The 24,275-nt window shown below is 68.6% G+C and carries 22 protein-coding genes and 3 pseudogenes; 14 read left to right on the top strand and 11 right to left on the bottom strand.

From position 1 onward, the window contains the following. Positions 1-88 precede the first annotated feature (88 nt). On the top strand, positions 89-799 hold the full coding sequence (locus tag OHA98_RS05245; RefSeq protein WP_266922926.1) for a hypothetical protein: 711 nt from the start codon (positions 89-91) through the stop codon (positions 797-799). A gap of 27 nt (positions 800-826) precedes the next feature. Further along, on the top strand, positions 827-1,960 hold the full coding sequence (locus OHA98_RS05240) for an IS630 family transposase (protein WP_266922925.1): 1,134 nt from the start codon (positions 827-829) through the stop codon (positions 1,958-1,960). A 7-nt stretch (positions 1,961-1,967) separates the two neighbouring features. Here OHA98_RS05240 and OHA98_RS05235 read toward each other — a convergent pair whose 3' ends face one another. Next, positions 1,968-2,657 carry a nitroreductase gene (locus OHA98_RS05235; RefSeq protein WP_266922924.1) on the bottom strand — a complete coding sequence of 230 codons (690 nt, stop codon included), beginning with the start codon at positions 2,655-2,657 and terminating at the stop codon, positions 1,968-1,970. Between the two features lie 105 nt (positions 2,658-2,762). On the opposite strand from OHA98_RS05235, the gene OHA98_RS05230 reads away from it, so the two are divergent. The 4 genes from OHA98_RS05230 to OHA98_RS05215 all read left to right on the top strand — a co-directional run bounded on the left by OHA98_RS05230 (position 2,763) and on the right by OHA98_RS05215 (position 6,431). Next, positions 2,763-3,371 (top strand): TetR/AcrR family transcriptional regulator, encoded by a 609-nt coding sequence (locus OHA98_RS05230; RefSeq protein WP_266922923.1) that lies wholly within the window; start codon positions 2,763-2,765, stop codon positions 3,369-3,371. 164 nt (positions 3,372-3,535) lie between these two features. Further along, positions 3,536-3,943, top strand: coding sequence for a YciI family protein (locus OHA98_RS05225; RefSeq protein ID WP_266922922.1), 408 nt, complete (start codon positions 3,536-3,538; stop codon positions 3,941-3,943). Between the two features lie 8 nt (positions 3,944-3,951). Further along, positions 3,952-5,097, top strand: coding sequence for an RNA polymerase sigma factor (locus tag OHA98_RS05220; protein ID WP_266927729.1), 1,146 nt, complete (start codon positions 3,952-3,954; stop codon positions 5,095-5,097). 269 nt (positions 5,098-5,366) lie between these two features. After that, positions 5,367-6,431, top strand: a complete 1,065-nt coding sequence (locus OHA98_RS05215) for a hypothetical protein (RefSeq protein WP_266922921.1) — start codon at positions 5,367-5,369, stop codon at positions 6,429-6,431. Positions 6,432-6,517: 86 nt separating this feature from the next. Here the strand turns inward: OHA98_RS05215 and OHA98_RS05210 are convergent, their stop codons facing one another. Next, positions 6,518-6,946: a hypothetical protein gene (locus tag OHA98_RS05210; protein WP_266922920.1), complete on the bottom strand. Its 429-nt coding sequence runs from the start codon at positions 6,944-6,946 to the stop codon at positions 6,518-6,520. Between the two features lie 23 nt (positions 6,947-6,969). Further along, positions 6,970-7,527, bottom strand: coding sequence for a DUF4279 domain-containing protein (locus tag OHA98_RS05205; RefSeq protein WP_266922919.1), 558 nt, complete (start codon positions 7,525-7,527; stop codon positions 6,970-6,972). A 428-nt stretch (positions 7,528-7,955) separates the two neighbouring features. Here OHA98_RS05205 and OHA98_RS42610 point away from each other — a divergent pair. Next, positions 7,956-8,477 (top strand): annotated as a pseudogene (locus tag OHA98_RS42610) (pentapeptide repeat-containing protein); the annotation flags it as partial. A gap of 88 nt (positions 8,478-8,565) precedes the next feature. On the opposite strand, the pseudogene OHA98_RS05195 reads toward OHA98_RS42610, so the two are convergent. After that, a pseudogene (locus OHA98_RS05195) lies at positions 8,566-9,566 on the bottom strand (IS630 family transposase). A gap of 388 nt (positions 9,567-9,954) precedes the next feature. On the opposite strand from OHA98_RS05195, the gene OHA98_RS05185 reads away from it, so the two are divergent. From OHA98_RS05185 to OHA98_RS05170, 4 genes are all read left to right on the top strand, one after another. Then, on the top strand, positions 9,955-10,677 hold the full coding sequence (locus OHA98_RS05185) for a hypothetical protein (RefSeq protein ID WP_266922916.1): 723 nt from the start codon (positions 9,955-9,957) through the stop codon (positions 10,675-10,677). A 179-nt stretch (positions 10,678-10,856) separates the two neighbouring features. Further along, positions 10,857-11,573, top strand: a complete 717-nt coding sequence (locus tag OHA98_RS05180) for a sulfite exporter TauE/SafE family protein (RefSeq protein WP_266922915.1) — start codon at positions 10,857-10,859, stop codon at positions 11,571-11,573. Positions 11,574-11,776: 203 nt separating this feature from the next. Then, the gene (locus OHA98_RS05175) at positions 11,777-12,022 is read left to right on the top strand and encodes a hypothetical protein (protein ID WP_266922914.1); all 246 of its coding nucleotides are present in this window, start codon (positions 11,777-11,779) and stop codon (positions 12,020-12,022) included. A gap of 59 nt (positions 12,023-12,081) precedes the next feature. Then, positions 12,082-13,299 (top strand): hypothetical protein, encoded by a 1,218-nt coding sequence (locus OHA98_RS05170; protein ID WP_266922913.1) that lies wholly within the window; start codon positions 12,082-12,084, stop codon positions 13,297-13,299. An 87-nt stretch (positions 13,300-13,386) separates the two neighbouring features. Here the strand turns inward: OHA98_RS05170 and OHA98_RS05165 are convergent, their stop codons facing one another. Then, complete coding sequence (locus OHA98_RS05165; RefSeq protein WP_266922912.1) at positions 13,387-13,998, bottom strand: MFS transporter; 612 nt, start codon at positions 13,996-13,998, stop codon at positions 13,387-13,389. Positions 13,999-14,380: 382 nt separating this feature from the next. Continuing rightward, positions 14,381-15,149: pseudogene (locus OHA98_RS05160) on the bottom strand (transposase). Between the two features lie 56 nt (positions 15,150-15,205). Between OHA98_RS05160 and OHA98_RS05155 the strand changes: the two are divergent. Next, positions 15,206-15,916 (top strand): hypothetical protein, encoded by a 711-nt coding sequence (locus tag OHA98_RS05155; RefSeq protein WP_266922911.1) that lies wholly within the window; start codon positions 15,206-15,208, stop codon positions 15,914-15,916. 527 nt (positions 15,917-16,443) lie between these two features. Here OHA98_RS05155 and OHA98_RS42865 read toward each other — a convergent pair. From OHA98_RS42865 to OHA98_RS05140, 4 genes are all read right to left on the bottom strand, one after another. Beyond that, a complete protein-coding gene (locus OHA98_RS42865; protein ID WP_353962251.1) occupies positions 16,444-16,626 on the bottom strand; it encodes a putative T7SS-secreted protein in 183 nt (60 codons plus the stop codon). 18 nt (positions 16,627-16,644) lie between these two features. Continuing rightward, complete coding sequence (locus OHA98_RS05150; RefSeq protein WP_266922910.1) at positions 16,645-17,556, bottom strand: cellulose-binding protein; 912 nt, start codon at positions 17,554-17,556, stop codon at positions 16,645-16,647. A gap of 213 nt (positions 17,557-17,769) precedes the next feature. After that, positions 17,770-20,358, bottom strand: a complete 2,589-nt coding sequence (locus OHA98_RS05145; protein ID WP_266922909.1) for an SUKH-4 family immunity protein — start codon at positions 20,356-20,358, stop codon at positions 17,770-17,772. 5 nt (positions 20,359-20,363) lie between these two features. Beyond that, a complete protein-coding gene (locus OHA98_RS05140; protein ID WP_266922908.1) occupies positions 20,364-21,341 on the bottom strand; it encodes an HNH endonuclease in 978 nt (325 codons plus the stop codon). 236 nt (positions 21,342-21,577) lie between these two features. On the opposite strand from OHA98_RS05140, the gene OHA98_RS05135 reads away from it, so the two are divergent. Both OHA98_RS05135 and OHA98_RS05130 read left to right on the top strand, forming a co-directional pair. Then, positions 21,578-22,102 (top strand): YwqJ-related putative deaminase, encoded by a 525-nt coding sequence (locus OHA98_RS05135; RefSeq protein WP_266922907.1) that lies wholly within the window; start codon positions 21,578-21,580, stop codon positions 22,100-22,102. A 10-nt stretch (positions 22,103-22,112) separates the two neighbouring features. After that, a complete protein-coding gene (locus tag OHA98_RS05130; RefSeq protein ID WP_266922906.1) occupies positions 22,113-22,613 on the top strand; it encodes an SUKH-3 domain-containing protein in 501 nt (166 codons plus the stop codon). 156 nt (positions 22,614-22,769) lie between these two features. On the opposite strand, the gene OHA98_RS05125 is transcribed toward OHA98_RS05130, so the two are convergent. Beyond that, positions 22,770-24,086 (bottom strand): sensor histidine kinase, encoded by a 1,317-nt coding sequence (locus OHA98_RS05125; protein WP_266922905.1) that lies wholly within the window; start codon positions 24,084-24,086, stop codon positions 22,770-22,772. Positions 24,087-24,275: the final 189 nt, after the last annotated feature.

Below are 24,275 nucleotides of genomic sequence, written 5' to 3'. Positions count from 1 at the left end.
CCACGCGCGCTCCTCGGCAGGAGTTGTCGGTGGCCAATGTGATGCTGACGCCGACAACTCCGCTCCCAATGATCATTCAGGGGTTCCGATGAGTGAACAATCAGGGTCTGCCCTGTCTTCGGTCGACTTCGACGCCGCTTGGTGCGCCACCGACCTCGGCAAGTACCGTGCCTGCCAATACACCTATGAGCACTACTCCCTTGAGAGTCTGCCGCCGCTGGACTCCAGCCAGTTCACGGGTGCCTTCCGATGGCTCGGGGACGCTGGCGACCTCATCCCGCGGCAGGTCATGAAGCTCAATGGGCTGGCAAGGGATCTGGCCGCCAGGGGCCTCACCTTGCCGCAGGATTTCGTGACGTTCCAGACCACCGAGAATCTGTACGGCTCGCTGGACGATGTTTCGGTAACTGGGTGCTGGACAAATCTTTCAGACCCGCTGCCCAGTCCGGTCGAGCCCGATGCCTTCCTGGTGCGGTTCTTCCGGGACCAGCAGGACTGCGTCATCTGGTACCTCTACCTCCGCCCGATGAGCGAGGCATTCGTGGTGTACTCCGACCTCGACTACGAGTTCGAGTACGAGGCGCGGCGCGATGGGGAGGAGACGCAGGCCGATCTTGAGGATGCGGAGGAGCAGAGGGCCGCGATCCTTTGGTGTGCGCCGTCATTCGAGGAGTTTGCCCATCGGTTCTGGATCGAGAACCGCCTCTGGCATGCGGTCAACGACCGTGAACCGCCACTGCTCGAGCTGCGGCTGCAGGATTACTTGAATCACTACGCGCCGCCTGGAGCTCCCATGTGACCGCGCATTGAGCGAGATCCTATGCGGATGCCAGAGCGTGTACGGGTTCGTGAGATCGATGACGACGAGGGCCGACGGCTGCTGCGGATCATCCGCAGGGGCACCGGGTCGGTGGTGACCTGGCGGCGGGCTCAGATGGTGCTGCTGTCCGCTCAGGGCATGCCGGTGGCGAGAATCGCCGAGGTGTCGTTCACCAGTGACGATCGTGTCAGAGACGTGATCCACAACTTCAACACGGACGGCTTCGGCTCGCTGTATCCGAAGTATTCCGGCGGCCGGCCGAAGACATTCACGTTGCCGGAACGACGCGAGATCAAGAAGATCGCCAAGTCCAAGCCGACCGAGCACGACCTGCCGTTCTCGACCTGGAGTCTGACCAAGTTGGCGGACTTCCTGGTCGCCGAGGGGGTGGTCGACGACATCAGCTACGAGGGCCTGCGCATCCTGCTCCGCGAGGAAGGCGTCTCCTTTCAACGCCTGAAGACCTGGAAGACCTCCCGCGATCCGGACTACGCGGCCAAGAAGGCCCGCGTCGAGCACCTCTATGCGATCGCAGACGGCGAGGTCATACCCGAGGACGGTGAACCCGAGGTCATTTTCTGCATGGACGAGTTCGGGCCCCTCAACCTGATGCCGCACCCGGGCCGGCAGTGGGCCGAACGGGGAGGTAAGCACAAGGACCCCGACCGCGAGCCCCGGCGACGGCGCCGGGCGACCTACAACCGCTACGGCGGGGTCCGGCACCTGTTCGCTGCCCTGGACCTGACCAAGGACAAGCTCTACGGCCACATCAAGCCGGTCAAGAAGAGGACCCAGTTCCTGGAGTTTTGCCGCTACCTCCGCACGCTTCACCCACCAACGGTGCGGATCGCGATCGTCAGCGACAACTTCTCCCCGCACCTGACCACGAAAAAGTGCCAGCGCGTCGGCACCTGGGCAGCGGCGAACAACGTGGAGATGGCCTACACCCCGACCAACAGCTCCTGGCTCAACCGCATCGAGGCCCAGTTCACAGCCCTGCGCTACTTCACCCTCGACGGCACCGACCACGCCGACCATAAAGAGCAGGGCAGCATGATCCGCCGCTACATCATCTGGCGAAACCGCCACGCCGACGACCGGCGCCTACGCGCCGTCGTCCACAGGGCGAACGTTGCCTGATGCGGCACTAGTAGTGGAAGGCCGTGGTCGACTCGACTGGAGCCCGCTCGGTTCTCACCCGATTCACCGGTGCGGCCTCGTCGGCATAGCCGAAAGAGATGCCGACGAGCAGCTTTCCCCCATTGACGCCGAGTTCGGTGCGGACGGTGTCGGAGTAGAAGCTCAACAGCCCCTGCGGGCAGCTGTCCACGCCGTACGTGGTCATCGCCAGGAGCAGTGTCTGCATGTAGGCGCCGACATCTGCGGCCAGCCGCACCTCTCCGTCACCGTGGACGAAGAGGAACGCCGCGTGTGGCGCGCCGTAGAAGCGTAGGCTCTCCAAGTCGTAGGCCGCACGTGCCGCGTGATCGTCGGGGCCGATGCCCAGCGCCCCGTACAGCTCGGCGCCGAACGCCGCCCGACGCGCCTGGTGCACCTGCGCGTACATCCCCTCGGAATACGGGAAGTCCACCGAGGTGCGCCTTCCGGCGTGGGCCGTCTGCAAGGCATCGGTCAGGCGCTGACGTGTCGCCCCGCTCACCACCTGCACCTGCCACGGCTGGGCGTTGGAGTTGGACGGCGCGGCGCCGGCCAGGGAGAAGATCCTGTGCATCGTGTCCTCGGGTACGGCTTCCGGACGGAAGGCGCGGGTCGCGTGGCGACCGCGTATCAGCTTCTCCGCGCAGCCGCTCATCTCAGTGGGAACGAACTTGCTCATGTGACTCCTTGGCGACGGAGACCCATGTAAACGGAATCGTTTACATCCAAACGTCACCTTAGCGCGGCCTCCCGGATGAAGTAAACGAATGCGTACACTTAATTCATGGATACGACTGTGCGCACGACGGCCACGACATCCCAGCGGCGGGGGCGTGGAGGGCGGGAGCGCATTCTGGCTGCCGCCGCCCTGCTGTTCGCGAACCAGGGCATCAACGCGACCGGCATGGAACAGATCGCGAAGGAGGCGCCGGTGTCCAAGCGGACGCTCTACGCGCACTTTCGCACCAAAGACGATCTTGTCATCGCCCACTTGCAGGACCTCGTGCTGTCGGGGGCCACGCTGGAAGGCGTGCTGACCCGCGAGGACATCCCGCCGCGTGACCGGATCCGCAAGCTGTTCGACCAATCGGTGCCGGACGCGGTTCCGGTGCGCGGGTGTCCGTTCATCGATGCCGCGGCGGAGTTCCCCGACCCGGAGAGCACGGTGCACTCCTACGCCCGGGAGCAGAAGCTGCGCATGGTGGAACTGATCGTCGCCTTGGTGACGGAGCTGGGCTGCCGCGACCCCCTCTCACTGGCCCACCAGTTGGCCACCCTCGCGGACGGGGCGGCCAGCCGTGCCATGGTGCTGGACGAAGCGGACTACGGCCGGCACGCGTGGGCGGCGGCGGAAGTCCTCCTCGATCAAGCTCTACCGCGAACGGTCGGCTGACCGCCCCCCGGACCGCTCGCCCGCGACCACTCACCCGGAACCGCTCACCGGGCTCGTCCGCGAGGGCCAAGACTTCCCGCCGCCGATGTCGAGAACCCGTGTCCGGCTCCGTCCCCGTAGTGAACGCGGCCAGAATGGGCCGCACCACAGCGAGGAGAGACACCATGGCCAAGTACCTGCTGCTGAAGCACTACCGCGGCGCTCCGGCTTCGGTAAACGACGTTCCGATGGACCAGTGGACGCCCGAGGAGGTCTCGGCCCACGTGCAGTACATGAACGACTTCGCGGCCCGGCTGGAGGGAACCGGCGAGTACGTCGACAGCCAGGCGCTCGCCCCCGGGGGAACGTTCGTCCGGTACGACGGTGAGGGCCGTCCCCCGGTCACCGACGGTCCCTTCGCCGAGACCAAGGACCTCATCGCCGGCTGGATGGTGATCGACGTCGACAGCTACGAACGCGCCGTCGAACTGGCCGGGGAGCTGTCGGCCGCGCCCGGGGCGGGCGGGAAGCCCATCCACGAGTGGCTCGAACTTCGCCCGTTCCTGACCGCGCAGCCCACCGTCACGGAGTGACCTTCCAGGTGGACGAGGCACTGCTGCGGCGCCTGACGCCGGAGGTGCTCGGAGTCCTCGTCGGCCGCGGAGCCGATTTCGCGGCGGCCGAGGACGCCGTGCAGGACGCGCTGGTCGAGGCGGTACGCGTCTGGCCCGCCGGACAGCCGCAGGACCCCAAGGGCTGGCTGATCACCGTGGCCTGGCGCCGGTTCCTCGACGCGACCCGGGCGGACAGCGCCCGCCGCCGACGTGAGGACCGCGTCGACGAGGAGCCGGCGCCAGGCCCCTCGCCCGCGGTGGACGACACGCTCCAGCTCTACTTCCTGTGCGCCCACCCGTCGCTGACACCGTCGTCCGCGGTCGCGCTCACGCTGCGCGCCGTGGGCGGGCTGACCACCCGCCAGATCGCCCGCGCCTACCTGGTGCCCGAGGCGACCATGGCGCAGCGCATCAGCCGGGCCAAGCGCACCGTCTCCGGCGTACGGTTCGACCGCCCCGGCGACGTCGCCACCGTGCTGCGCGTCCTCTATCTGGTCTTCAACGAGGGGTACTCCGGCGATGTCGACCTCGCCGCCGAGGCCATCCGGCTCACCCGGCAGCTCGCCGCCGTGGTCGACCACCCCGAGGTGGCGGGACTGCTCGCCCTCATGCTGCTCCACCATGCCCGGCGCGCCGCCCGGACCGCGCCGGACGGCAGCCTGGTGCCGCTCGCCGAGCAGGACCGCGGCCGGTGGGACACCGCGTCGATCGCTGAGGGAGTCGGGATCCTTCAGGCGGCCCTGGCCCGCGACCGGCTGGGCGAGTTCCAGGCCCAGGCCGCCATCGCGGCACTGCACGCAGACGCGCCCACCGCCGAGGAGACCGACTGGGTGCAGATCGTGGAGTGGTACGACGAACTCGTACGCCTGACCGACAACCCGGTCGTCCGGCTCAACCGCGCGGTGGCCGTCGGCGAGGCCGATGGACCGCGCGCCGGTCTGTCGGCGCTCGCGTCACTGGACGGCTCGCTGCCCCGCCACAGCGCGGTGGCGGCGTACCTCCACGAGCGCGACGGCGACCCGGCGACGGCGGCGCGGCTGTACGCCGAAGCGGCCCTGAAGGCGCCCAACCTCGCCGAGCGCGACCACCTGACCCGCCAGGCGGCCCGGCTCAACACGCGGCGGCGCGGCTGACGGCTCGCGCGTGCGCTCGCGCTCGGGTTCTGCCGGCCACCAAGGGGGCGTCGCCGGGGGGTCGGTGGGCCACTGGCCTCCCTAAAGAACCGGGGGAAAGAACTACCTCCCTCCCTCCCCTCCCAACTGGTCACCCACAAGGGTGACTTGTTTGCATGCCCGGGGCGGGGCCGGTTACGTTCGGCGAAACAACCTCACACGCAGACGGCCCCCGGCCGGGACGGCAATCCCGATCGAGGGCCTGACCAATCAGGAAGTAGCGCTTCCCCATGGCTGATTCGCAGTCTAATACCCCCCTGCGCGCCGAACCCGGAGCTCCGACCTCCGGCGTGATCCACGTCCGTACGCGCCTCACGGCCCACTTCACCGTGATCTCCAACTCCCTTGCACAGCGCCCCGGTAGCGCCGTCACGGTCGGCGTCGCCGCGTACATCCTCTCGTTGCCGGACGGTGCCCGGGTGAGCGTCCCCGCGCTGTGTGCGCACTTCACCGAGGGCGAGATCCTGATCTCCCGCGCGCTGCGGGAGCTGGAGGACGCCGGGTACCTGGAACGGCGCCGGGTTCGCGGGTCCGGCGGGCTGATCGGCACGCGGACGTACTTCCACGACGTGCCCGGCCGCACTGACAGCCGGACCGCTGCCCGGACCGCTGCCCGGACCGCCCCGCCGCCTGTGCCACCTGCGCCACCTGCGCCACCTGCGCCGCCGGAGTCAGAGGGGTGGCCCTCCGGGGAGGCGGACGACGCGTCCGTAACCGCCCCCGAAGTCGATGCGGGCGTGGACGCAACCCCCGCCCCGTACACCCCCGATGCCCCGCCCCCGCTCGCGCTCACCGGTGCCGACCCGCAGGCCGTCGCCATCCTGGCCTCGCTGCGTATCGTCGATGCCCGGCTCATCCTGTCCCGGCGTGAAGTGGCCGCGCTCGCCCCAGCCGTCACCGCCTGGCTCGCGCAGGGAATCGGCGCCGAGCAGATCACCGATTCGCTCACCCTTGATCTGCCCACCCCGCTCCGCGCCCGACCGGCCCGCATCCTGGCCTATCGGCTCGGCGAAGCCCCCGTTGCCGTGCCTGCCGCACCGGCGGTTTCCCCTGCCGGGGCCGCGCCGGACCTACTGCCCTGGCAGACCTGCGACGGTGGCTGTGAGCGCGCCTTCCGCGCCGCCCGCCCCGGCAACTGTCTCGACTGCGACGCCCCGCCCGAGAGCGCAGGCCCCGCAGACCCCACAGACCCCGACTCCATCAAGACCGTGCGCGCCGCCATGACCGACCGGGCCGACAGGGCCCACCGGGGCAGGAAGGGCCGCACCGGCAACAGGGGCACCGCCGTCGCCTGAAAGCGGCCCCGTCCCGCCGCTCTCAGTCCTCCGCCGACAGCCAGGCCCCAGAACATCCCTGTCGACAGGGACAGGAGGTCACTCGGCTACCCGTCGAGCCAACTCAAGGGGTCGCTCTCGGCCACCCCCGTCTCCGTACGACAGGTGAAGGTCAGGGGAACACCCAAGGATGCCAACTCAGAGAGCAAATCAGGTGAAACAAGCATCTCCGATCCCGTCTCCACTGTGCCTGCGATATCCACATGCACCGAGCAACCGTCCCGAATGAGACCCCGCACATTCTCAAGCCTGGGCCGGATCCGGGCGGCCAGCGAGAAGACCTGCTGCTCTAGCGTGCCGTTTACGGAATCCCCGAAGCTCCATGCCCAGGAGTCCGGACTTGAGTCGATTCGCGAGGTTTCCGCAAGCGGCTTCACATTCGCCCCGAGGGTCGACGCCACGAAATCCACATCAATATCACTCCTGGCAACCACCAGGGTGACACTCACACCCCGCCAGCTATCGACCAAGCCCATGACAACTCCACTCTTTCATTGGATCATCGCGCATTCAGGTTCGGCTTAAGGAGCAGGGGGAAACCCAGAGAGGCGATCCTCGATATGGCGGGAGAGGAAAAGAGGGCACGGGAATCATTGTCCGCAAATCCATGGACAGCCAGGCAGACTTCAAATCCCTCCGCCATCATTTCTCGCAACTGGGGCGCACACCGCTCCGCCAAAAGCAAAATCTCATCCAATTGCTCGGAGAGCTTCCTGGCCGTGTGCTCGTCGCATTGGAGCCGCCACTGACCGTCGATCTCGCCCGGCGGGCCCCAGCGGTCCTCCCCTGGCGCGCGGACCGCAGTCGGCTGCAGCCCAAGACGGGCCGTCACCGCGTCAGGGTCGAGATCACTCTTCTTCACCACCAGGGACACATCCGTAAGAACCCACGCCCTACCCGTCTGCCCCACACCGAAATCCACCGTTCCACCCCATCCCTGCTCGCGAAGGGATCCGCGGAACAGAAGGCGTAGACGCCCCTTCATCTCCATGCCCTCCATGCCCTCCATGCCCATCGCCCCGGCGAACGCGTCGCCCGCACGGGCAGCGATGTTCATCCAGAACGATTGTGAGACAGGTAGCGGAATCGGGCGATCGGAATGCCGAGCGCAAAATGAGTTTCAGGGAACTCGCCCCTCGGGGAGAGGTGGCACCCGACCGTCGATAGATGGTCAAGCAAGTACCCGTAGGACAGGGCTAGTTGGATACATCGAGGCGCTTTCCTAGGCGCGCACGGCAGCCCTGCCTGCAGACCGGACCACATGGGCCCATACCTTATGCGATATTTGCCCCGTTATGCTCTCCTGGCTTCCGCGTGATGCCGTCTATTAGGTCGACAGCTTTCCGGACTTGACGATTGGGCAGAGCATCGCGAGTCGCGATAGGCATAGGACTCCACTTTCGCACCAAGCCGCCTCAACGTGGCGATTGCGTAAGTCTTTGCCTGCCCTGCAATATTGATGCGCCCATCTCCTGGAGACACCTGATGCGAGCCCGTACCCCCCGCGATCTCAATGAGCTCCCGTACCTGCATCGCCTTACACCATTCACCGGAGAGATGGAAAGGGAGGGCTCCTACGAATGGATTCACTTCGAGGGTTGCGATTTCGAGGAAGTAGATGGCGGCGGCTCTGGATTCACTGAATCCGCATTCTCTGCGGTTACCTTCACTCGGGGCCGTTACCGGCGCTCTCAGTTCGACGACGTCTGGCTGCACACCGTGCGCATGGTGGGGACCGACCTCTCAGAGACCACCTGGATGGACAGCGAGTGTGACCAGATGGTCCTCGCCGGCACAGAACTTTCCGGCTCCCACATGAACCGCGTCACTTTCTCCAACTGCAAGTTCGACTCGGTCAATGCCCGCCTGACCAAGCTGAAGAATGTTTCGTTCGTGGACTGTCTCCTGCGCGACGTCGACTTCGGCGGAGCCGTGCTCACCAATGTCTCCTTCCCCGGATCCACCCTGGACCGAGCACACTTCGACAACTCCAAGATGACGAAGGTCGACCTGCGAGGGGCAGACGGGCTGAACATCGCTTCCGGACTCGAAGCCTTGAAGGGTGCAATGATCAACACCTACCAACTCCTATTGATCAGAAACTCATGGGGTTCTCGTCCAGGACGTAGCGGACGTGCGGGCCGCCGAAGTAGCCGCGGACGATGTGCGGCTGACACTGGCGTCTGCGGAAGAAGCGGCGGGTCTCGGCGGCGAGTTCGGCCTGATCGCGAGCCCGGTGCTGTTTGGGCAGGCTGTGCTTGAGGTCCGCGTTGACCAGCTCGTCGGGGTTCAGCTCGGGCGAGTACGGGGGCAGGAAGTGCAGCTCGATGTCGTTGGGGTGGGCGGCGAGCCAGTCGCGGACCTTCTTGGAGCGGTGGGCGGAGTGCCCGTCGACCACGAGGTGGACCTTGTGGTCGAAGTGGCCGGCGAGCCGGTCCAGGAAGCGGCACATCACCTCGGCGGTGAAGCTCTCGGCGAAGACCATGAAGTGCATCCGGCCCTTGGTGCTGATCGCCGACATCGCGTTCACCGAGAACCGGTTCCCGCTCCGCCGCACCACAGGTGTCTTACCCTTCTCACCCCAGGTACGGCCGGTGACCTGGTCCGAGCGGATGCCGACCTGATCGGCGAAGAGGATCTCCCCACCGTCGGCCTTCGCCTTCGCGCGGATCTCCGGCCAGGTCTCCTGATGCCAGCGCCGGACAGCATCCGGGTCCTGCTCGACGGCCCGCTTGTCCGGACGCTGGAAGGACAGCCCCCAACGCTTCAGGTACTTGCCCACCCCCACCTCGGTCAGCCGCACCCGGTACAGCCTCGCGATCAGCTCGCCCACCAACCGCCGCGTCCACAGCTGACCGGAAGCCCCACGTCACAGGGCCGGTGATCGAGTACCGCCTGCCGCACCGCGGCCTGCTCAGCCTCCCCGAGCACCTGGTGCACCCCGACCGGCTTGCCACGCGGACGCATGACCAGCGCCTCCCGCCCGCCGGCCTGCCACTTCGCCCACCACGTGTCGACCGCCTTCAGCGACACCCCGAACACCGCCGCCACGTTCTCGCGGTCCCGTCCCGCCACCAGCGCGGCCACCGCCCGCAGCCGCGGGGCTTCCTGCGCCGACGGCGACAGATGCCGCGCGTCCCCCACCAGATCGCTCACACCCGTCCAACGACCCAGAACCCAAACCGTTTCTGATCAAATCCGGGGCCGACGAAGGGAAGGGCTGCACTGCCTACGCAGCCGAGGCGGCGAACCAGTTCTGAACTATTCCGGCTTTCAACTCCGCGTGCGCCTGCGGGGATACCCATGCGCTGAGCATCCTGCTCGCTGAGATGCGCCCTGCCTCGGTCGGACGCATGCTGAGGTATAGCCGGTTATAACCGCGCTCTCTAGTCGTCCATCCCTCGCTCCAGCGGTTGACCGCGCTGTTCATTTGTCCCGCCACTCGTGCGGGCCGCGCACATACCACGAGGAAGGTGAGCGAATCATGACCAGGCCACTGATCCGAGAAGCAGGCAACGCGACCCCGGAAGACACGAAAGCGCAAGTCCGTGAAAGCCTCGCGCAATCCGGACTCGACTCCTTCGACGCGATTGTCGAGCGGTTGGCAGAATCCGTTCCCCGCACCCTGAACGAAGTTCCCGCGACGCTCGTCGGAAATCTGCACGGCGGCGTCGTCGCGACGCCGCCCAACCACCAGACCCCCGAAATGATGGTGGTGATCGACGGCGAGACCCACGAGCCAGAAGTGATCAAGCAATTCGATGGCCAGGCCCTGTATTCCACACCTGGTCTTGACTCCAAGCGAAACGAGGTCCTTTACTGCTTCACTTCGCTGGAAGGTCTCAACGACCATGCGCTCCAGGAGACTTCGGTTCGTCACGACATCGGAACGACGAATCCCGACTCACTCCCAGAGTACTCGTCCTACTTCGAGCACGATGACGCAGGCGGAGACCGGCTGGACAACAGGCCCGGGTATGGCTGGAGGAACCTGAGGCGTGTTCCACGCGGGATCCTGGGCCTGGGCGACTGGAACGACATCATGTCGTCGGTCAACTGGTGCCGCTGGCACATAACGCTTTGGGATCTCCCCGACTTTGGGGGAAATCGGCTCGAACTCTACGCGGGGCAGACGTACTACCACCTCAGCCAGTATGGATGGGGGGACTGCGTTTCCGCGACAATGAACTGGGGGAGACGCTTCTGACAGCCAGACGCCGCCACTGCGGAGTCCCGGCGCGGCGGTTGGCCGGTTTCCAGCAGGTTGCCACATACCGGCCCTCCGCCCCGGGACACCGTGGCCGTGTAGGCAGATCCCGGTGAGCCACCTGGTGGTGGAGATGCCTGCATCGCTGCTGCCCTTTGCGGTCCGATGGAGGAGCACTGATGGATCCGTATCTGCTTCCCATAGTGTTCCTGGCTGTGGCCGCCGCATTCACACTCTCCGCTTCGGCGGGATTCGGCGGCAGCCTGATTCTTGTTCCCACGCTGGCGCTCGTACTCGGCACCAAGTCCGGGGTGGCGCTGGCAGCTCTCCTTCTTGCCGGGAACAACCTGGTCAAAGTCTTCGCCTACCGAAAGACGCTCCCGTATCGGAAGGCAGCCATTGTTATCGCGCTGGTCGCCGTGGGAGCGTTCCTGGGTGCGAAGTTGCTGGTTTCCGCGCCCGATCGGGCTGTGGCCATCGCGGTCATCGTCAGTTTCGCTGCCGCGTTTCTGATCGAGTCGCTCGATCTCACCCGCTGGCGGCGGGCGAGTTCCCCGGTGATGGCGTTCGCTGCCGGAGCGACGTCCGGATTCAGTGGCACGTCCGGACCGCTGAAAGGGCTTGCCGTCCGTGGACTTTCCTTGGACCGTCTCCACCTCGTTGGCGCGCTTTCCATGGCCTCACTCGTCGGAGATGCCACGAAAACCGCTGTCTGGACGGATGCCGCGCTGCTTGGGGGTGGGGACTATCTCGTCGCCCTGGCGTGTCTGCCGCTGATGTTCTTCGCAACGTTTCTCGGCAGGCGCTTTAACACCAAAATTGGCGAGCGCGGATACACCGGCCTCTTCTGGACCGTGATGGTGGGCTACACCGGACGCCTACTTGCCGGCCTGTGAGGTCGAGTTGAACCGATCCGATACGCCCTTCAATTGTTCACTCCATAATTGAAAATTGATGAAACGCCAGCAATCGCGAATCCGGCAGACTCTGCGCATTTGACAGGATGTGATGTGAGATGCCTAATGAATATGACGCCGGAATGCGGGTATCACCCTGCCGAGAATGCCAGTGGGTAACTCGAGATTGAGGTGGATGACACATGTCGAACGAGATCCGCAGCGATGGCCCCGAGTACACGGCGGAGGACGCTGCCCTTGCACATGCCGGAGAGGCCCAGTCGCTGCCCGGCCCGGGAGAACCGCAGGCGATGGACGAGTCCGCCGACCAGCCCAAGACGCCGACGACCAAGCAGCTTGACGCGCGCGAGAGGAAGTTCACCGGACCCCGCAAGCCGATGGGTCCCACTCAGGGCCAGGTGCCTGAAACCGTCCCCGAAGAGCGGTGACCGATGGCCCCGCCTGAACGCGGGGCCATCCCCGCAGCTCGCTAAGGAGCGCAACTGCCATGGCGAACGTCCAACTCATCAAGAACATCGGCCTCGACGACACTGCCACCGGCACCCAGACGAGCACCGTCAACGAGCCCACCGTCGCAGCGTCCAACAGCAACATCTTCTACACCTGCAACTGGTCCGCCACCAGCAGCACCACCGGCGGCAAGGAATGGAATCACGTCGACCCGTTCACAGCTCTGCCGTCGGCCGCCGACGGCTTCTGCTGCGACCAGATCGTCGTCTACGAGCCCAGCCGGGACATCTGGATCTGGATCCTCCAGTACATCGCGGTCCCAGGCGGCAACAACGTCTTCCGGATCGCCGTCGCTCCAGGAGCGAACCCGGGCGCCTGGCACTGGTGGGACTTCAGTCCCAGTGACCTCAACTCCTCCTGGACGGACCTGTGGTTCGACTATCCGGACGCGGCGTTCAGCAGCAACCACCTGTACGTCACCTTCAACGTGTTCAACTCGGCCGACCGGTGGCAGCGCGCGGTAGCCTTCAAGCTGCCTCTCGACACGCTGCGCGCGGGATCCGGCCTGACGTACCAGTGGTGGTCGACGACCAACAACGGTTCCCTGCGGCTCACCCAAGGGGCTGCGGGCAGCATGTTCTTCGCCAGCCACAACGCGGGGACGACGCTGCGGGTCCACGGCTGGCCGGACAGCTCCAACACGGTGGGTTCGTTCGACGTCCAGGTGAGCCCGTGGAACTCCGGTCCGTACAGCGCCCCGGGACCTGACGGCTCGGAGTGGCTCGACCGGGTCGACTCGCGGATCACGGGCGCCTGGGTGAGCGGTACCCGCGCGGGCTTCCTGTGGACCGCGGCGCCCAGGTCCGGCCGGCCGAAGCCCTATGTCAAGGGCGCGGTCGTCGACATCACCACTCACCGGCTGGTGGAGGAACCTGACATCTGGAACGCGAACTCGGCCTTCGCCTATCCCGCGGCCTGTCCGAACGCCCAAGGAGTCGTCGGCGTATCACTGGCCTTTGGCGGAGGGACCCGGCATCCCTCGCATGTCGTGGGCTTCCGCGACGGCGGGGACTGGCGACTGGCCATCACCCGCACCGGCACCAACGGACCGAACGGCGGAGCGTGGGGAGACTATGCCTCCTGTCGTCGGCACAACCCGAACTCCTCGGAGTGGGTGGCCTCGGGCGTCACCCTGCAAGGCGGCACCGACCGGCGCCACGTCGAGCCCCAGTACGTGCACTTCGGCATCGGCTGACCGCATCCGGCCTGACCGCCGAGCCTCGAGAAGATTCCGCCAAGCTTCCGGACCGAGCGTTTGGAGGCTTCGGCGTTCGTACGGCACTCAGCGCTGAAGCAGGCGGGAGCTGACCATCAGCCCGACCAGCGCGAGGAGCATCCAGGCTGTCAGATAAGCGAAGGCGGCGGCGGGTGAGAGAACGGTCCAGAGAATGCCGGCGAGAGTGGAGGCGGCGAGGTTTCCGAAGGACTGGACGGCGGCGAGCATGCCGAAGGCGGAGCCGCGCAGGTCCTCGGGGGCGAGGGCCGCAACCGCCGCGTGCTGGGCGGTCTCGACGGCGCCGATGCCGATGCCGGCCAGAATGAACGGGACGGCGAGGAACGCGACGGCGGCTGCGTCGACAACGAACAGGCTGTAGGAGACGGCGAAGCTTGCGACGCCGCCGGCGAGTACGATGACTGGCCCGCGTCGGCCGAGCCTGTCGGGGAGCCGGCCTGCGGGGATGGCGACGAGCGACGCGGCGATGTTGTACGCGGTGTAGAGGCCGGGCGCGATCATGGTCGCGGTTTTCGTGCCGTGCTCCGGTTCGAACAGGTCGGATACCCGCAGGATCAGCAGCGTGACGGCGACGTTGCCGACTTCGAAGGCCGCCACCGCGGCCATCAGTCTGCCCAGGTCACCCCGCAGGACCGGCTTGATCCGGATCTTGAGGGGCACCTTGACCCCTCCAACGACCCAGAACCCGAATCGTTTCGGATCAATAGAGCTGGCACCGGCACTCGCTCAGGTCCTCGGCCTCACAGTGAAGGACGAATAGGGGTGGACACCCACAAACGCGCATGAGTCCTTGAATTCATGAGAACGCATATGGTCAGCGTGCCTGGCACGCTCGGGTACCTGTAATGCAAGCACGAGATCAGGCTACTTACCTCATTCCGCTTCCGCCGCAAGCATGTCACCCTTCCCCTGCTTCGTCGGCCGCGAAATCTCAGACATCATCACTGCTTTCCGGCAGGCTCGCCGACTCCACTAAGGGCTGTCCCGTAATCGATCTTCGATTCGATGCAGACGTGGGTCGGTCGCGATAGTGATTGCTCGCCTATCCGGCGAGAGTGAGGTTGTGGAGGCGGGCGATGCCGAGCATGGCGTGATGGACACCGTCGCCTTTGAGGCGACAGTCGCGGAGGATCTTCCAGGTCTTCATGCGGGCAAAGACGTGCTCCACGCGGGCGCGGACCTGTTTGTGAGACTTGTTGTGTGCTTCTCTCCAGCCAGGCAGTTCCTCGCCTGCGCGGCGGCGGTGGGGCATGACGAGCCCGGTGCCTGGGTATCCGCCGTCAGCGATCGTTCATAGTGGCGCCGACGGCCCTTTCGGCTCCGGACTCTTCCCATGCCTTGCAGTCATTGCGGTTGCCGGGAAGCGGCCGACCGACCACGACGACGAGGCGACTGTCGGCGTCGATGACAACTTGGCGGTTGGTGGAGTATCGGTAGTTCTTCGACTGCTCGGCAATCTCATGGTCACGGGTCGGGACAAGGGTGCCGTCGACGATGAGCACGGTGTCTTTCGCGAAGCGTCGCCTGGGTTTCAGCGCGAGAAGCGGAACGATCTGACCGATGATGCGGTCGGCTGCCGACTTCGAGATGCCGAACAGCAGGGCAAGTTGGCGCAGTGCCTAGTTCGTGCGCCAGTAGGCCGCAATGAGCAGGAGACGGTCCTCCAAGGGGAGTCTCCACGGCCGGCCCCGTCGCACCACTGCAGCGTCCTGGCATCGGAGCACGGTCAGCAGCTTCCCAAACTGGCGCTGGCTCAACCCGGTGAATGGGTATATCCAGGATGGTTCGGACGCCGTGATCACACCAGTCATAGCCAGACCTTCTCACCCACGATCAGCAGTCACAGGGCAGCCCTTAGGGTGAGCGGATGGCCGGACGGGATGTGGGGAAGATTTGGGCGGCGCTGCCTGCTCACGTGATCGAGGTCGGGTCCGATCCGCTGGATCGACCGACGCGGAACTCCGTTGGCGGCTGGCCCTTCCTCGACAACACACAGGAGTGGCCCTCGTGTTTCTGCGGGGAGCAGATGGCCCTGTTCTTCCAGCTCGACGTGCCCCTGGACCTGGGGCCTTTCGGTGGAGACCATCTACTGGTCTTCCACTGCCGTGCGCACAACGACGCGTCCGAACCCGAGTTTGCTGACGGCCGGCTCGTGACCGAGTATTGGGACGCTCCGCAACTGCCCTACCCGCGTCCGTTCTGGCGTGTCCTGCTCCAGCAAGACGCGGTGCTTCCAACTGCGGAGCCCGAACCGTCCGTACGCGCACTGCCGCTGACGCTTCAGCCCTTCGTGGACGCCCCCAACCCACGCGGGCTCGGAGCCCAGACGTTCAAGGTGGGCGGCACACCCTCCTGGGCGCAGGATCCCGAGTACTACAAGTGCGTGTGCGGCGCCGATCTGGAGTACCTCTGCCAGGTTCCGGAAGGCATGGAATTCGCCGTCCATCCTGGCCAACCAGAGCAGCCCTACAGCATTGGGGCCGACACCTACGGGCTGTTTCTTGGCAACGAGGTCTACCTGCTGGCGTGCCCGGCCCACTGCCATCCGGCGGCGGTCTGGCCAGTGAACCAGAACTGAGTCCTCGGCATCACCGGCCTGCACAATCCCGTCCGCGCCCTCACGACGAACACGTCAGCGCACGTTCCGTAGATCGATTACGGGACAGCCCTTAGGGGCACAACGTGGGGTGAATTGAAACCGGAGGCGCTTTATAGGTCCTCCAGAGGAAACACGCCCAATCTGCCGAGCCGAGGCTGCGACGGGCCTCGGCCCGGTTCGTTTTTCCAGCCTTCCGTCCGTCCACGTTCTTCGGAAGTCGTCATCCTCGCTCTCCACCGTGCGCCGCTGGCTTTCCCGGGACGCGCTCAAACCCTGTCAGCACCGCTCCTGGATCTTTCCCACAGACCCCGCCTTCGGCACCAAAGCCGCCCGCGTCCTGGACCTGTACCACCGCACCTTCAACAACGTTCCGCTGGGCGATGGCGAGTACGTGATCAGCGCCGACGAGAAGACTTCCATCCAGGCCCGCTGTCGCTGCCACCCCACCCTTGCCCCCGGCAAGGCCCGAGCGATGCGGCTCAAGAAGGACTTACGAAGCCGACCACTTAGATACCGGCGGCGGGCTCCGCCGGAGCGTGCTCCATCGCCGCGTCGAGAACACGCTGAACCGCCTCGGCGGCCTCGTCTCGCTGACTCCGTGCCTCAGCCAGTAACTCCTGCGCCTGCTTGGACAATGCCTCGTCGGAATCGGATGATCTCGGCGTAGCCGGCGGAGCGCCCGTCCTCAGCTCCCCGTCCCGCCGCTCTCAGTCCTCCGCCGCCCCGTCGTCCTCCGCCGGAGTCACGCGTCCGGTGAGCGCCGCGAGCGAGTTGCGTACGTGCTTCATGTGCGCCTGCACCTCCTCGCGGCCCTCCTCGTGCTCGCGCAGGACGCGTTCCGTCTCGCGGACCACCCGCTCCTCGCGGACCCGGGCCTCAGCGAGGAGTTCGGCGGCGCTCGCCTCCGCGTCCTCCTGGCCGTGCCGGACGGCTTCCTCGGTCTCCGCGAGGGCTCGCTTCGCCTCCGCGAGGAGTGCCTCGGCGCGCTCGGTCAGCTCGGCGTGCCGGGCGGCCGACGCGGCTTCCTCCGCCGCGAGTTCGGCCTCCGAGACCTTCCAGCGCTCGGCGTGCTCCTGCTCCTGGTGTGCCAGCACGCTCGCCGTACGGCGCTGTGTCTCCCGCATCCCCGTCGCGGCGGTCCCGGCGACCTCGGCGGCCTCCCGGCGGGCCGTGGACACCGTCTCCTCGGCCGTGTGGCGGGCGGCGTCGAGCGCCTGTTCCGCGTGCGCCTCGGCCGCCTCCCGTACCGTCGCGGAGTGCTCGCGGGCCGCGTCACCGGCGGCCCGCCCCACCGCTTCCGCCTCGTCACGCAGCTGCTGGCCGTCCGTCCGGGCGGCCTCGTGCAGGGTCTCGGCCTCGCTCTCGGCGAGCGCCAGGATCCGCTGGGCCCGCTCGCCCAGCTCCGCGTAGGTCTGCGGGGCGAGCGTGGCCACGGCCTCGCCCAGCCGGGCCGACTCGGCGGTCAGCTCCTGTGTCAGGTCCGACAGCCGGGCGATCTCGGCCAGCGCCGCGTCCCGCTCCGCCGACAGGGCTGCCACCATGCGGTCCACCTGCTCAGGGCGGTAGCCACGTCCCCGTACGCCGACGAAGCCGTACGCGGAATCCGGTGCAGCACTCATCCTGAAGCCTCTCTCCGACTCTCCGACACCCCATCAATACGTCAAGGATGCGGTAATTGGTGACGGAAGTCTGAATCGATCAGCGGGATTCCGTGCGGAAGCGACCGGCATCACAGCCCGGGAAGCCGGAAGCGCCCGGTCCCCCTGGCTCATTCCGGCGAATTCCAGGGGGACCGGGCGCTTCCCAGCCATCGGCGACATGGCTCGTACGGGTCAGATCAGCCCGTCCCACATCTGCTCCAGCAGCACCGACCACCAGCTCTCCGGCGACGCGAGAGCCGCCGGGTCCAGAGCCACCAGCTGCGCCTGGAAGTCGACGGTCCAGCGGCCCGCCTGCTCCGGGTTGAGCCCGAAGCGCAGCCGCCACATCCGGCCGAGCAGCGCCATCGAGCGCACGAACTCCGGCAGCCCGGTGTTGACGAACTGCGGCGGCACCGGCTGCCCGCCCGGTCCTGCCTCCACCGGTACGGCCACGATGTTCGCCGTGCCGTACTGGACACAGATCGCCCGGCCGAAGTCCGTCCCCATCACGAGGTACGAGCCCGCGTCGGAAGCGGGCTGCACCTGCCGCTGCGTGGCCAGCTCGGCCAGGGTGGGCACCACCGGCTGACCCGGCTGCGCCCAGAAGAACGGCCCGAAATCGGCGGGCAGCCCCGCCCACACCAGGGTCCGCCCCACGATCTCGGGCACCCCCTGCCGGGACACGGCGCGCTGGTCGAAGCGGAGCACACCCTGCGGGCCGAAGGCCTGGAGCAGCTCCTCCGCGACAGCCTCCGGCGGAATGGCCGGGGCGGGCGGCATCTGCGGCAGCGGAGCCCGTACCGGCGCGGGCCGGGCCGGGCCGTCGGCGACCTGGTGCAGCTCGCCCTGGTGCGTCAGCAGATGCTGCATGCCCTGCTGGCGGCTCGCGTGGTCGGTGCCGTACGGGGCGACGCTGGTGATCCGTACCTGCGGCCAGGTCTCCCGGATCATCCGGGCGCAGTACCCGCCAGGCAGCTCGCAGGACTCCAGCTCGGTGTGCAGCTCGATCACCTGCTGCGGCGGCACGTTCATCGCGCGCAGCTCGTGCAGCATCTGCCACTCGGGGTGCGGGGTGCCGGGCGCCGAGCGGCGGATCAGCTGCTGCTCACTGCCGTCCGGCGCCCGGAAGCGCAGCACGGCCTGGTAGCCGGGCCCGACGGTCGGCTGACCGGTGGGCTGCTGCGGATAGCCGTACGACGGAGGCGGCGGGGTGTGCGGGGCATGCGGACCGTGCGGGGCGTGCTGATTCGGCGGGCCGGGGGGCGTGGGCGCACCCGGAGAACCCGGAGCACCGGGCGGACCGGGCGGGCCGACCTGGCCGGGGCTCGCCAGCATCGTCGCGGCATGGTGCACCCCGCCACCGGGCGGCGGCGTGGAGCCGGGCGGAGGTCCGGGCGGGCCGGGCGGCTGCGGCGCACCGGGCGGGCCCGGAGGCGTGGGCGGACCGGGAGGACCGGGCGGGCCGGGCGGCTGCGGCGCACCGGCACCCGGGACGCCGGGGGCGCCGGGCGGGCCCGGAGGCTGCGGGGCCGCGAGACCGCCGGGGCCGCCGAGACTGCTCCCGTCGGCGAACATCGTCGCCGCGTGGTGCATCCCGCCGCCGGGCGGGGGCGTGGCTCCGGGAGGACCGGGCGGACCGGGAGGCGGCGTCGCTCCGGGCGGACCGGGAGGCGTGGGGAACCCCGGGGGCGGTGTCGCACCGGGCGGCCCCGGAGGACCGGGCGGGCCGGGCGGGCCGAGCTGGGAGACGAGCTGGGTCGGTACATAGCCGCCCGCCGGAGCGCCGGGCGCACCCGGGCCCGAAGGGGGCGGCGTCGCACCGGGGCGTACGCCGGGAGTCCCGGGGGCGCCGGGCGGCGGCGGAGTCGTCGAGACGCTTCCCCGCGCGCTGCGCGGGGACACGGCGGCCTTGCTGGTGGCCGCGTCCGCGATGTCACCGGCATCGGGGCCCGGCCGCGTGTTCAGCGCGTGCGCGACGCTCGTACGCGGCAACTGGCTGCCGCCGGACATCAGCGCCGTGGGGGCGTCGGCCGATACGACCGGCGGCGGCATCCCCTCGTCGTCGGCCCCGGAGAGCGGCGGCGCGAACACGGTGGCGGGCAGCGGGACGGCACCCTCGTCGGAGCCCCCGTTGGTGTCGGTGCCGGCCCACGGGGTGGCCCCGAAAGGCACGGGGGGCGGAGCGGACGCGGGCACGCCCTCGGAGGCCGTGGGCTCGTAGTCGGCTGCAGGGGCGGCCGGGACCACGGGCGGAACAGGCGCTGCGGGCGGAACAGGTGCTGCCGGGGCCACGGGCGCCACGGGCGCTGCGGGCGCTGCCGGGGCGACCGGAGCAGCCGGAATCCCCGGGGCTGGATCCGCATCCGGGGCCGTGTCTTCATCCGTGTCGGCGCCCGCGCGGCGGTCCGGGATCCCCAGTTTGTCCGCCGCCTCCTGGAGCCACTCCGGCGGCGTCAGCAGGAACGACGTCTGGTTCAGGTCGATGCGCTGGGGCGGCTCCGGCGCGACCGGTGCTCCGGCCGAGGTGCCGTACTCCTCCTCGTACCGCCGGATCACCTCGCCCACCGGCAGTCCGGGCCACAGCGTGGCCTCGCCGCTGTCGCGGGCGATCACCAGCCGCTGCCGCCCGCCGTCCGAGACCGGGCCGTCCACCCGGTCCTCGGCCCACACCACGAAGCCGAGCTCGAACTCACGGACCCGCACCTCGCGGTGCTGGTACGCGGCCACGTCGCCGTTGACCCACTCGTCCGCCCGCTCCTGCGCCTGCGCGAAGGTCACCATCGCGCTCACCCCTCCACCGGGACGGCCTGCGCGAAGCCGCCGTCCACCATCAGGTTCGCCACGGTCTCTAGCTCCGGCGGGTTGCCCGCCAGCCGCTGGAGGAACACATCGAAGTCCGTACCGCAGGGCAGCAGCAGCCGTTCGGCCCGCTCCTGCACACTCCAGCCGTCCTGGTCCCTGGCGTCGTCGTACGGGCAGAACCAGACCGAGCCGATGCTGTCGCCCCGTACCTTCACGGCGAGGATGCCGCCCTGGACGAAGCCGACGCCCAGGTAGTCCTTGGTGAAGTGGTCCCGCAGGCATTTGTTCACGTACAGCAGGTCGTTCATCGCGGCCTCCTCACGCACCGTGAAGAACGGCTGGTCCACCAGCAGTCCCAGCTCCGCGTCCAGTGCCGCGCCCACCGGGGCCGAGCCGCCCGCCGCCTTCAGGAAGGTGCGGTACGCGCCCGGCAGCCGGTAGCCGAGGTCCTCCTCCACGTTCAGGACCTGGTGCTCGCTCACCGCCACGGCGCCCTTCGGCAGCCGGAAGTGCGCGGGCCGGGTCTCCTGGAGCGGACGGGTGCCGCGCCGGTTCTGGTCGACCGGAGTCGTGGCCAGGCCGGCGTGATGGCGCAGCAGCGCCTTCACCTCGACCGGGACCAGCTCCATCCGCCGGCCGCCCGCCACGTGGTGCCAGGTCCAGCCGTGCGGTGTGGCCACCGCCGGGATCGTGTCCCACAGCTCATGGCCGCTCGTCGCCAGTGCGGCGTTCGCCGACACGTAGTCGGTGAGCCGCAGCTCGTCGATGCCGAAGCCCTGCGGGGGATCGGCGATCTCCGCGGCGGCACGCGCGTACGGCGAGAGTTCCGGATGGCCGTTCCCGTCCACGCGCACACCTCTGGGGTGGCGGGACGCCCGGACCGGGTCCGGGAAGTGCACGACCTGCCCGGCGTAGGCCGAGTTCGGTGGCGCGGCTTGCTGCCCGAGCCGACCTGTCGTCATGGCGGTTGCCCCCTGCTGCGTCTGGTGTTCCGCACAGCCTATGCGGTGGGGCAACAGGGGGTCCCGCCCCTCCGCATCGGTCACGAACCGTCACTTCGGCGTGACGGAGGAGCGACCGTTTCGCCCCCTTCGGGCGACACGAGGACACGTTTCACCGCCCCAGCTTCCCCACGACCCGGCACATTTGGCAGGCTGTCCCCGCAACTCGGGGGATTGCAGGGAGGGACGCCAGCACCATGCATACGGCACAAACAACGACATCCGGGGACCCGCGACTCAGCTGGAGGAGCACCGAGACCAGCCGCACCCCCCGCCTGCACCACCGCCGCGACGGCATCCTGCCCGCCGTGGCCGCAGCGCTGTCCGTACGCGGGGAGACGCTCACGTGCACGGCGGGCAAGGGGGACCAGCCGCCCGTGCTCCACCCACTCGTCCAGGACTTCCTCGACACCCTCACCAGCGGCCAGCGCGAACGCTTCACCGGCCGCTGCCCCGAGGCCATACTGCTGTCCCGGCAGCTCACCGCCGCGGAGGGCAACCGCTCCAAGCGGGCCCAGCGCAAGCCGCTGACCAACGGCGAGGCCCGCCGCGCGCTGAAGCACTCCCGCATCACCGCCCGCCGCATCCGCGAGGACGGCGACCCCTTGCACGGCAGCTACGCACCGCCCTGCCGCTCCTGCACGGCGATGCTCGCCCACTTCGGCGTACGCCCCGTCGACCTCACCGCCACCGGGGCGGCGACCACCGCCGAGAAGGGCTGACCGCGCGCAGATGCACGACCGACACCAGCAGCACACCTCCACCCGCTTCCCCGTCGCCGTCGACGCCGCCCTGCGCGACGCCGGCTGGCAGCCGGGGCGCTGGGACATCCGGCAGGCCGAGGAATGGGCGGACGAGCTGCGCTCCCACGCCTCGCCCGCCGGGCATCAGCACGCCGTGTTCCCGGCGGCCGTCGAGGCCTGGGCGGAGTTCGGCGGGCTGTACATCACCGCCTCGGCGCCGGGCCGGCAGATCGCCCCGGCCGCGGTGCGCATCGACCCGCTGAGCGGGCTGCATCTCGCCCGGACTCTGGGCGACCTCGGACGGGCGCTGGAGACGGAGGTCAGCCCGCTCGGCGAGGAGGGGGAGGGACAGGCCGTGCTCGCGATCGACAACGAGGGCCGGGTCTACAGCATCGACCACACGGGCGACTGGTACCTCGGCGCGGACATCGACCAGGCCCTGGCCACGCTGGTGACGGGCGCCCAGCCGTCGCGCCTGGCACCGGGCTGACGACACCCCCGGCGGGGTGCGGCGAGTCCGCACGGGCAGGCCGTGCATCCGTACAAGCCCGTGAGTCCGCGATCCGCACAAGCCGTGAGTCCGCGATCTGTACGGGCCCGTAAGTCCGCGATCCGCACGGGCCGTGGGTCCGCGCGGTCCCCCGGCTCAGCCCGCGTCCGGCAGTACCGCCGAGACCCGGAAGCCCCCCGCGTCCGTCGGGCCGGAGACGAACACGCCGCCCAGCCCCAGCACCCGCTCCCGCATCCCCACCAGGCCGTTGCCCCCGCTCGGCAGTCCCGCGTCCGCCGCCGCGCTGTCCGAGGGGCCGTTCTCCACCTGCATCGCGACCTCCTCGCCGCGGTGAGCGAGCCGTACCCAGGTCTTCGCCCCCGCCGCGTGCTTGTGCACGTTCGTCAGGGCCTCCTGCACCACCCGGTACGCGGTCTGCTCGACCTCGGGCGCGTACGGGCGCAGCTCACCGTGGACCGAGAGCTCGACCGTCATCCCGGCCTCCCGTGACTGCGCGACGAGCTTCTCCACCTCGTGCAGGCGCGGCCCGTCCTCGCTCGCGGCCGCCGCCGCGGCGGCGGCCGCCGCCCGGCCCACCTCGGCGAGCGGCGGACGGCCTCCCGCCGCGGGCGCGACCAGCGCGTCGCCGCTGCGCAGGACACCGAGCATCTCGCGGAGCTCGGTCAGCGCCTGGCGTCCCATGTCGCCGACCAGCGCGGCGTTGCGCACCGCCTTCGCGGGGTCCTTCGGGGCGACCGCCTGGAGCGCCGCCGCGTGGACGACCATCAGGCTGACCCGGTGCGCGACCACGTCGTGCATCTCGCGGGCGATGCGGGTGCGTTCCTCGGTCCGCGCCCACTCGGCGCGTTCCTCGGCCCGGTCGGCGAGCAGCGAGAGCTCCCGCTCCAGGGAGTCCGCCCGCTCCCGCAGGCTCTCCATGAGCCGGCGCCTGGCCCCTATGTAGAGGCCGAACAGCAGCGCGGGCGCCGTCAGCCCCAGCGACATGAACAGGGAGATCAGCGGTACGTACCATTCGGTGGGCCCGAAGTCGGCCTGCTCGGTGACGCTCTGGCGCATCCGTACGTAGGTGACGATGAACGTGCCGACGAGCGACATCCCGGTCAGTACGACGGTGATCCTGCGCGGCACGTCGGACGCGGCCAGTGTGTACAGGCCCACGAGGCCCATCAGGAAGCCCATCTCGGCGGGCGTCGTCGCGATCGACACGAGCACCACGGCGATCGGCCAGCGTCTGCGTACCACCAGGACCGAGCCGGCGATCAGCCCGAACAGCACCCCGATCGGCACCGGCAGTCCGGTGTCCCGGGCGAACTCAACCCCCTCCAGCGCACACTCCAGCGCCGAGAAGAGCGCCAGTCCCACGTCCAGGGCGACACTGCGCCGCCGTTCCCACCACCAGTAGCCGCGGGTGGTCGGGCCCGCCGCTTCCTGGTCTGCCCCCGTTGCGGTCATGCCTTCCAGCCTACGGGCGCACGCATCTCATTTTCGGGTGACCCGGACACCGCGCGCCGTATGCGAGCAAGAACACCACCGGCCCGCATCGCGGGCACCTTGTCGCCCTTGTCCCTCTTGTCTTTCTTGCCGCCTCCACCCGCCCCGCCGCCGCCCTCGCGCGGCCGGGAGCGGACGGGTTCGTCGTCG

Origin of the sequence: Streptomyces sp. NBC_00654, from assembly GCF_026341775.1 — a bacterium.
Taxonomy (GTDB): domain Bacteria; phylum Actinomycetota; class Actinomycetes; order Streptomycetales; family Streptomycetaceae; genus Streptomyces.
The sequence above is the reverse complement of the archived record's forward strand: the minus strand, read 5'-3'. Positions and strand labels throughout refer to the sequence as shown.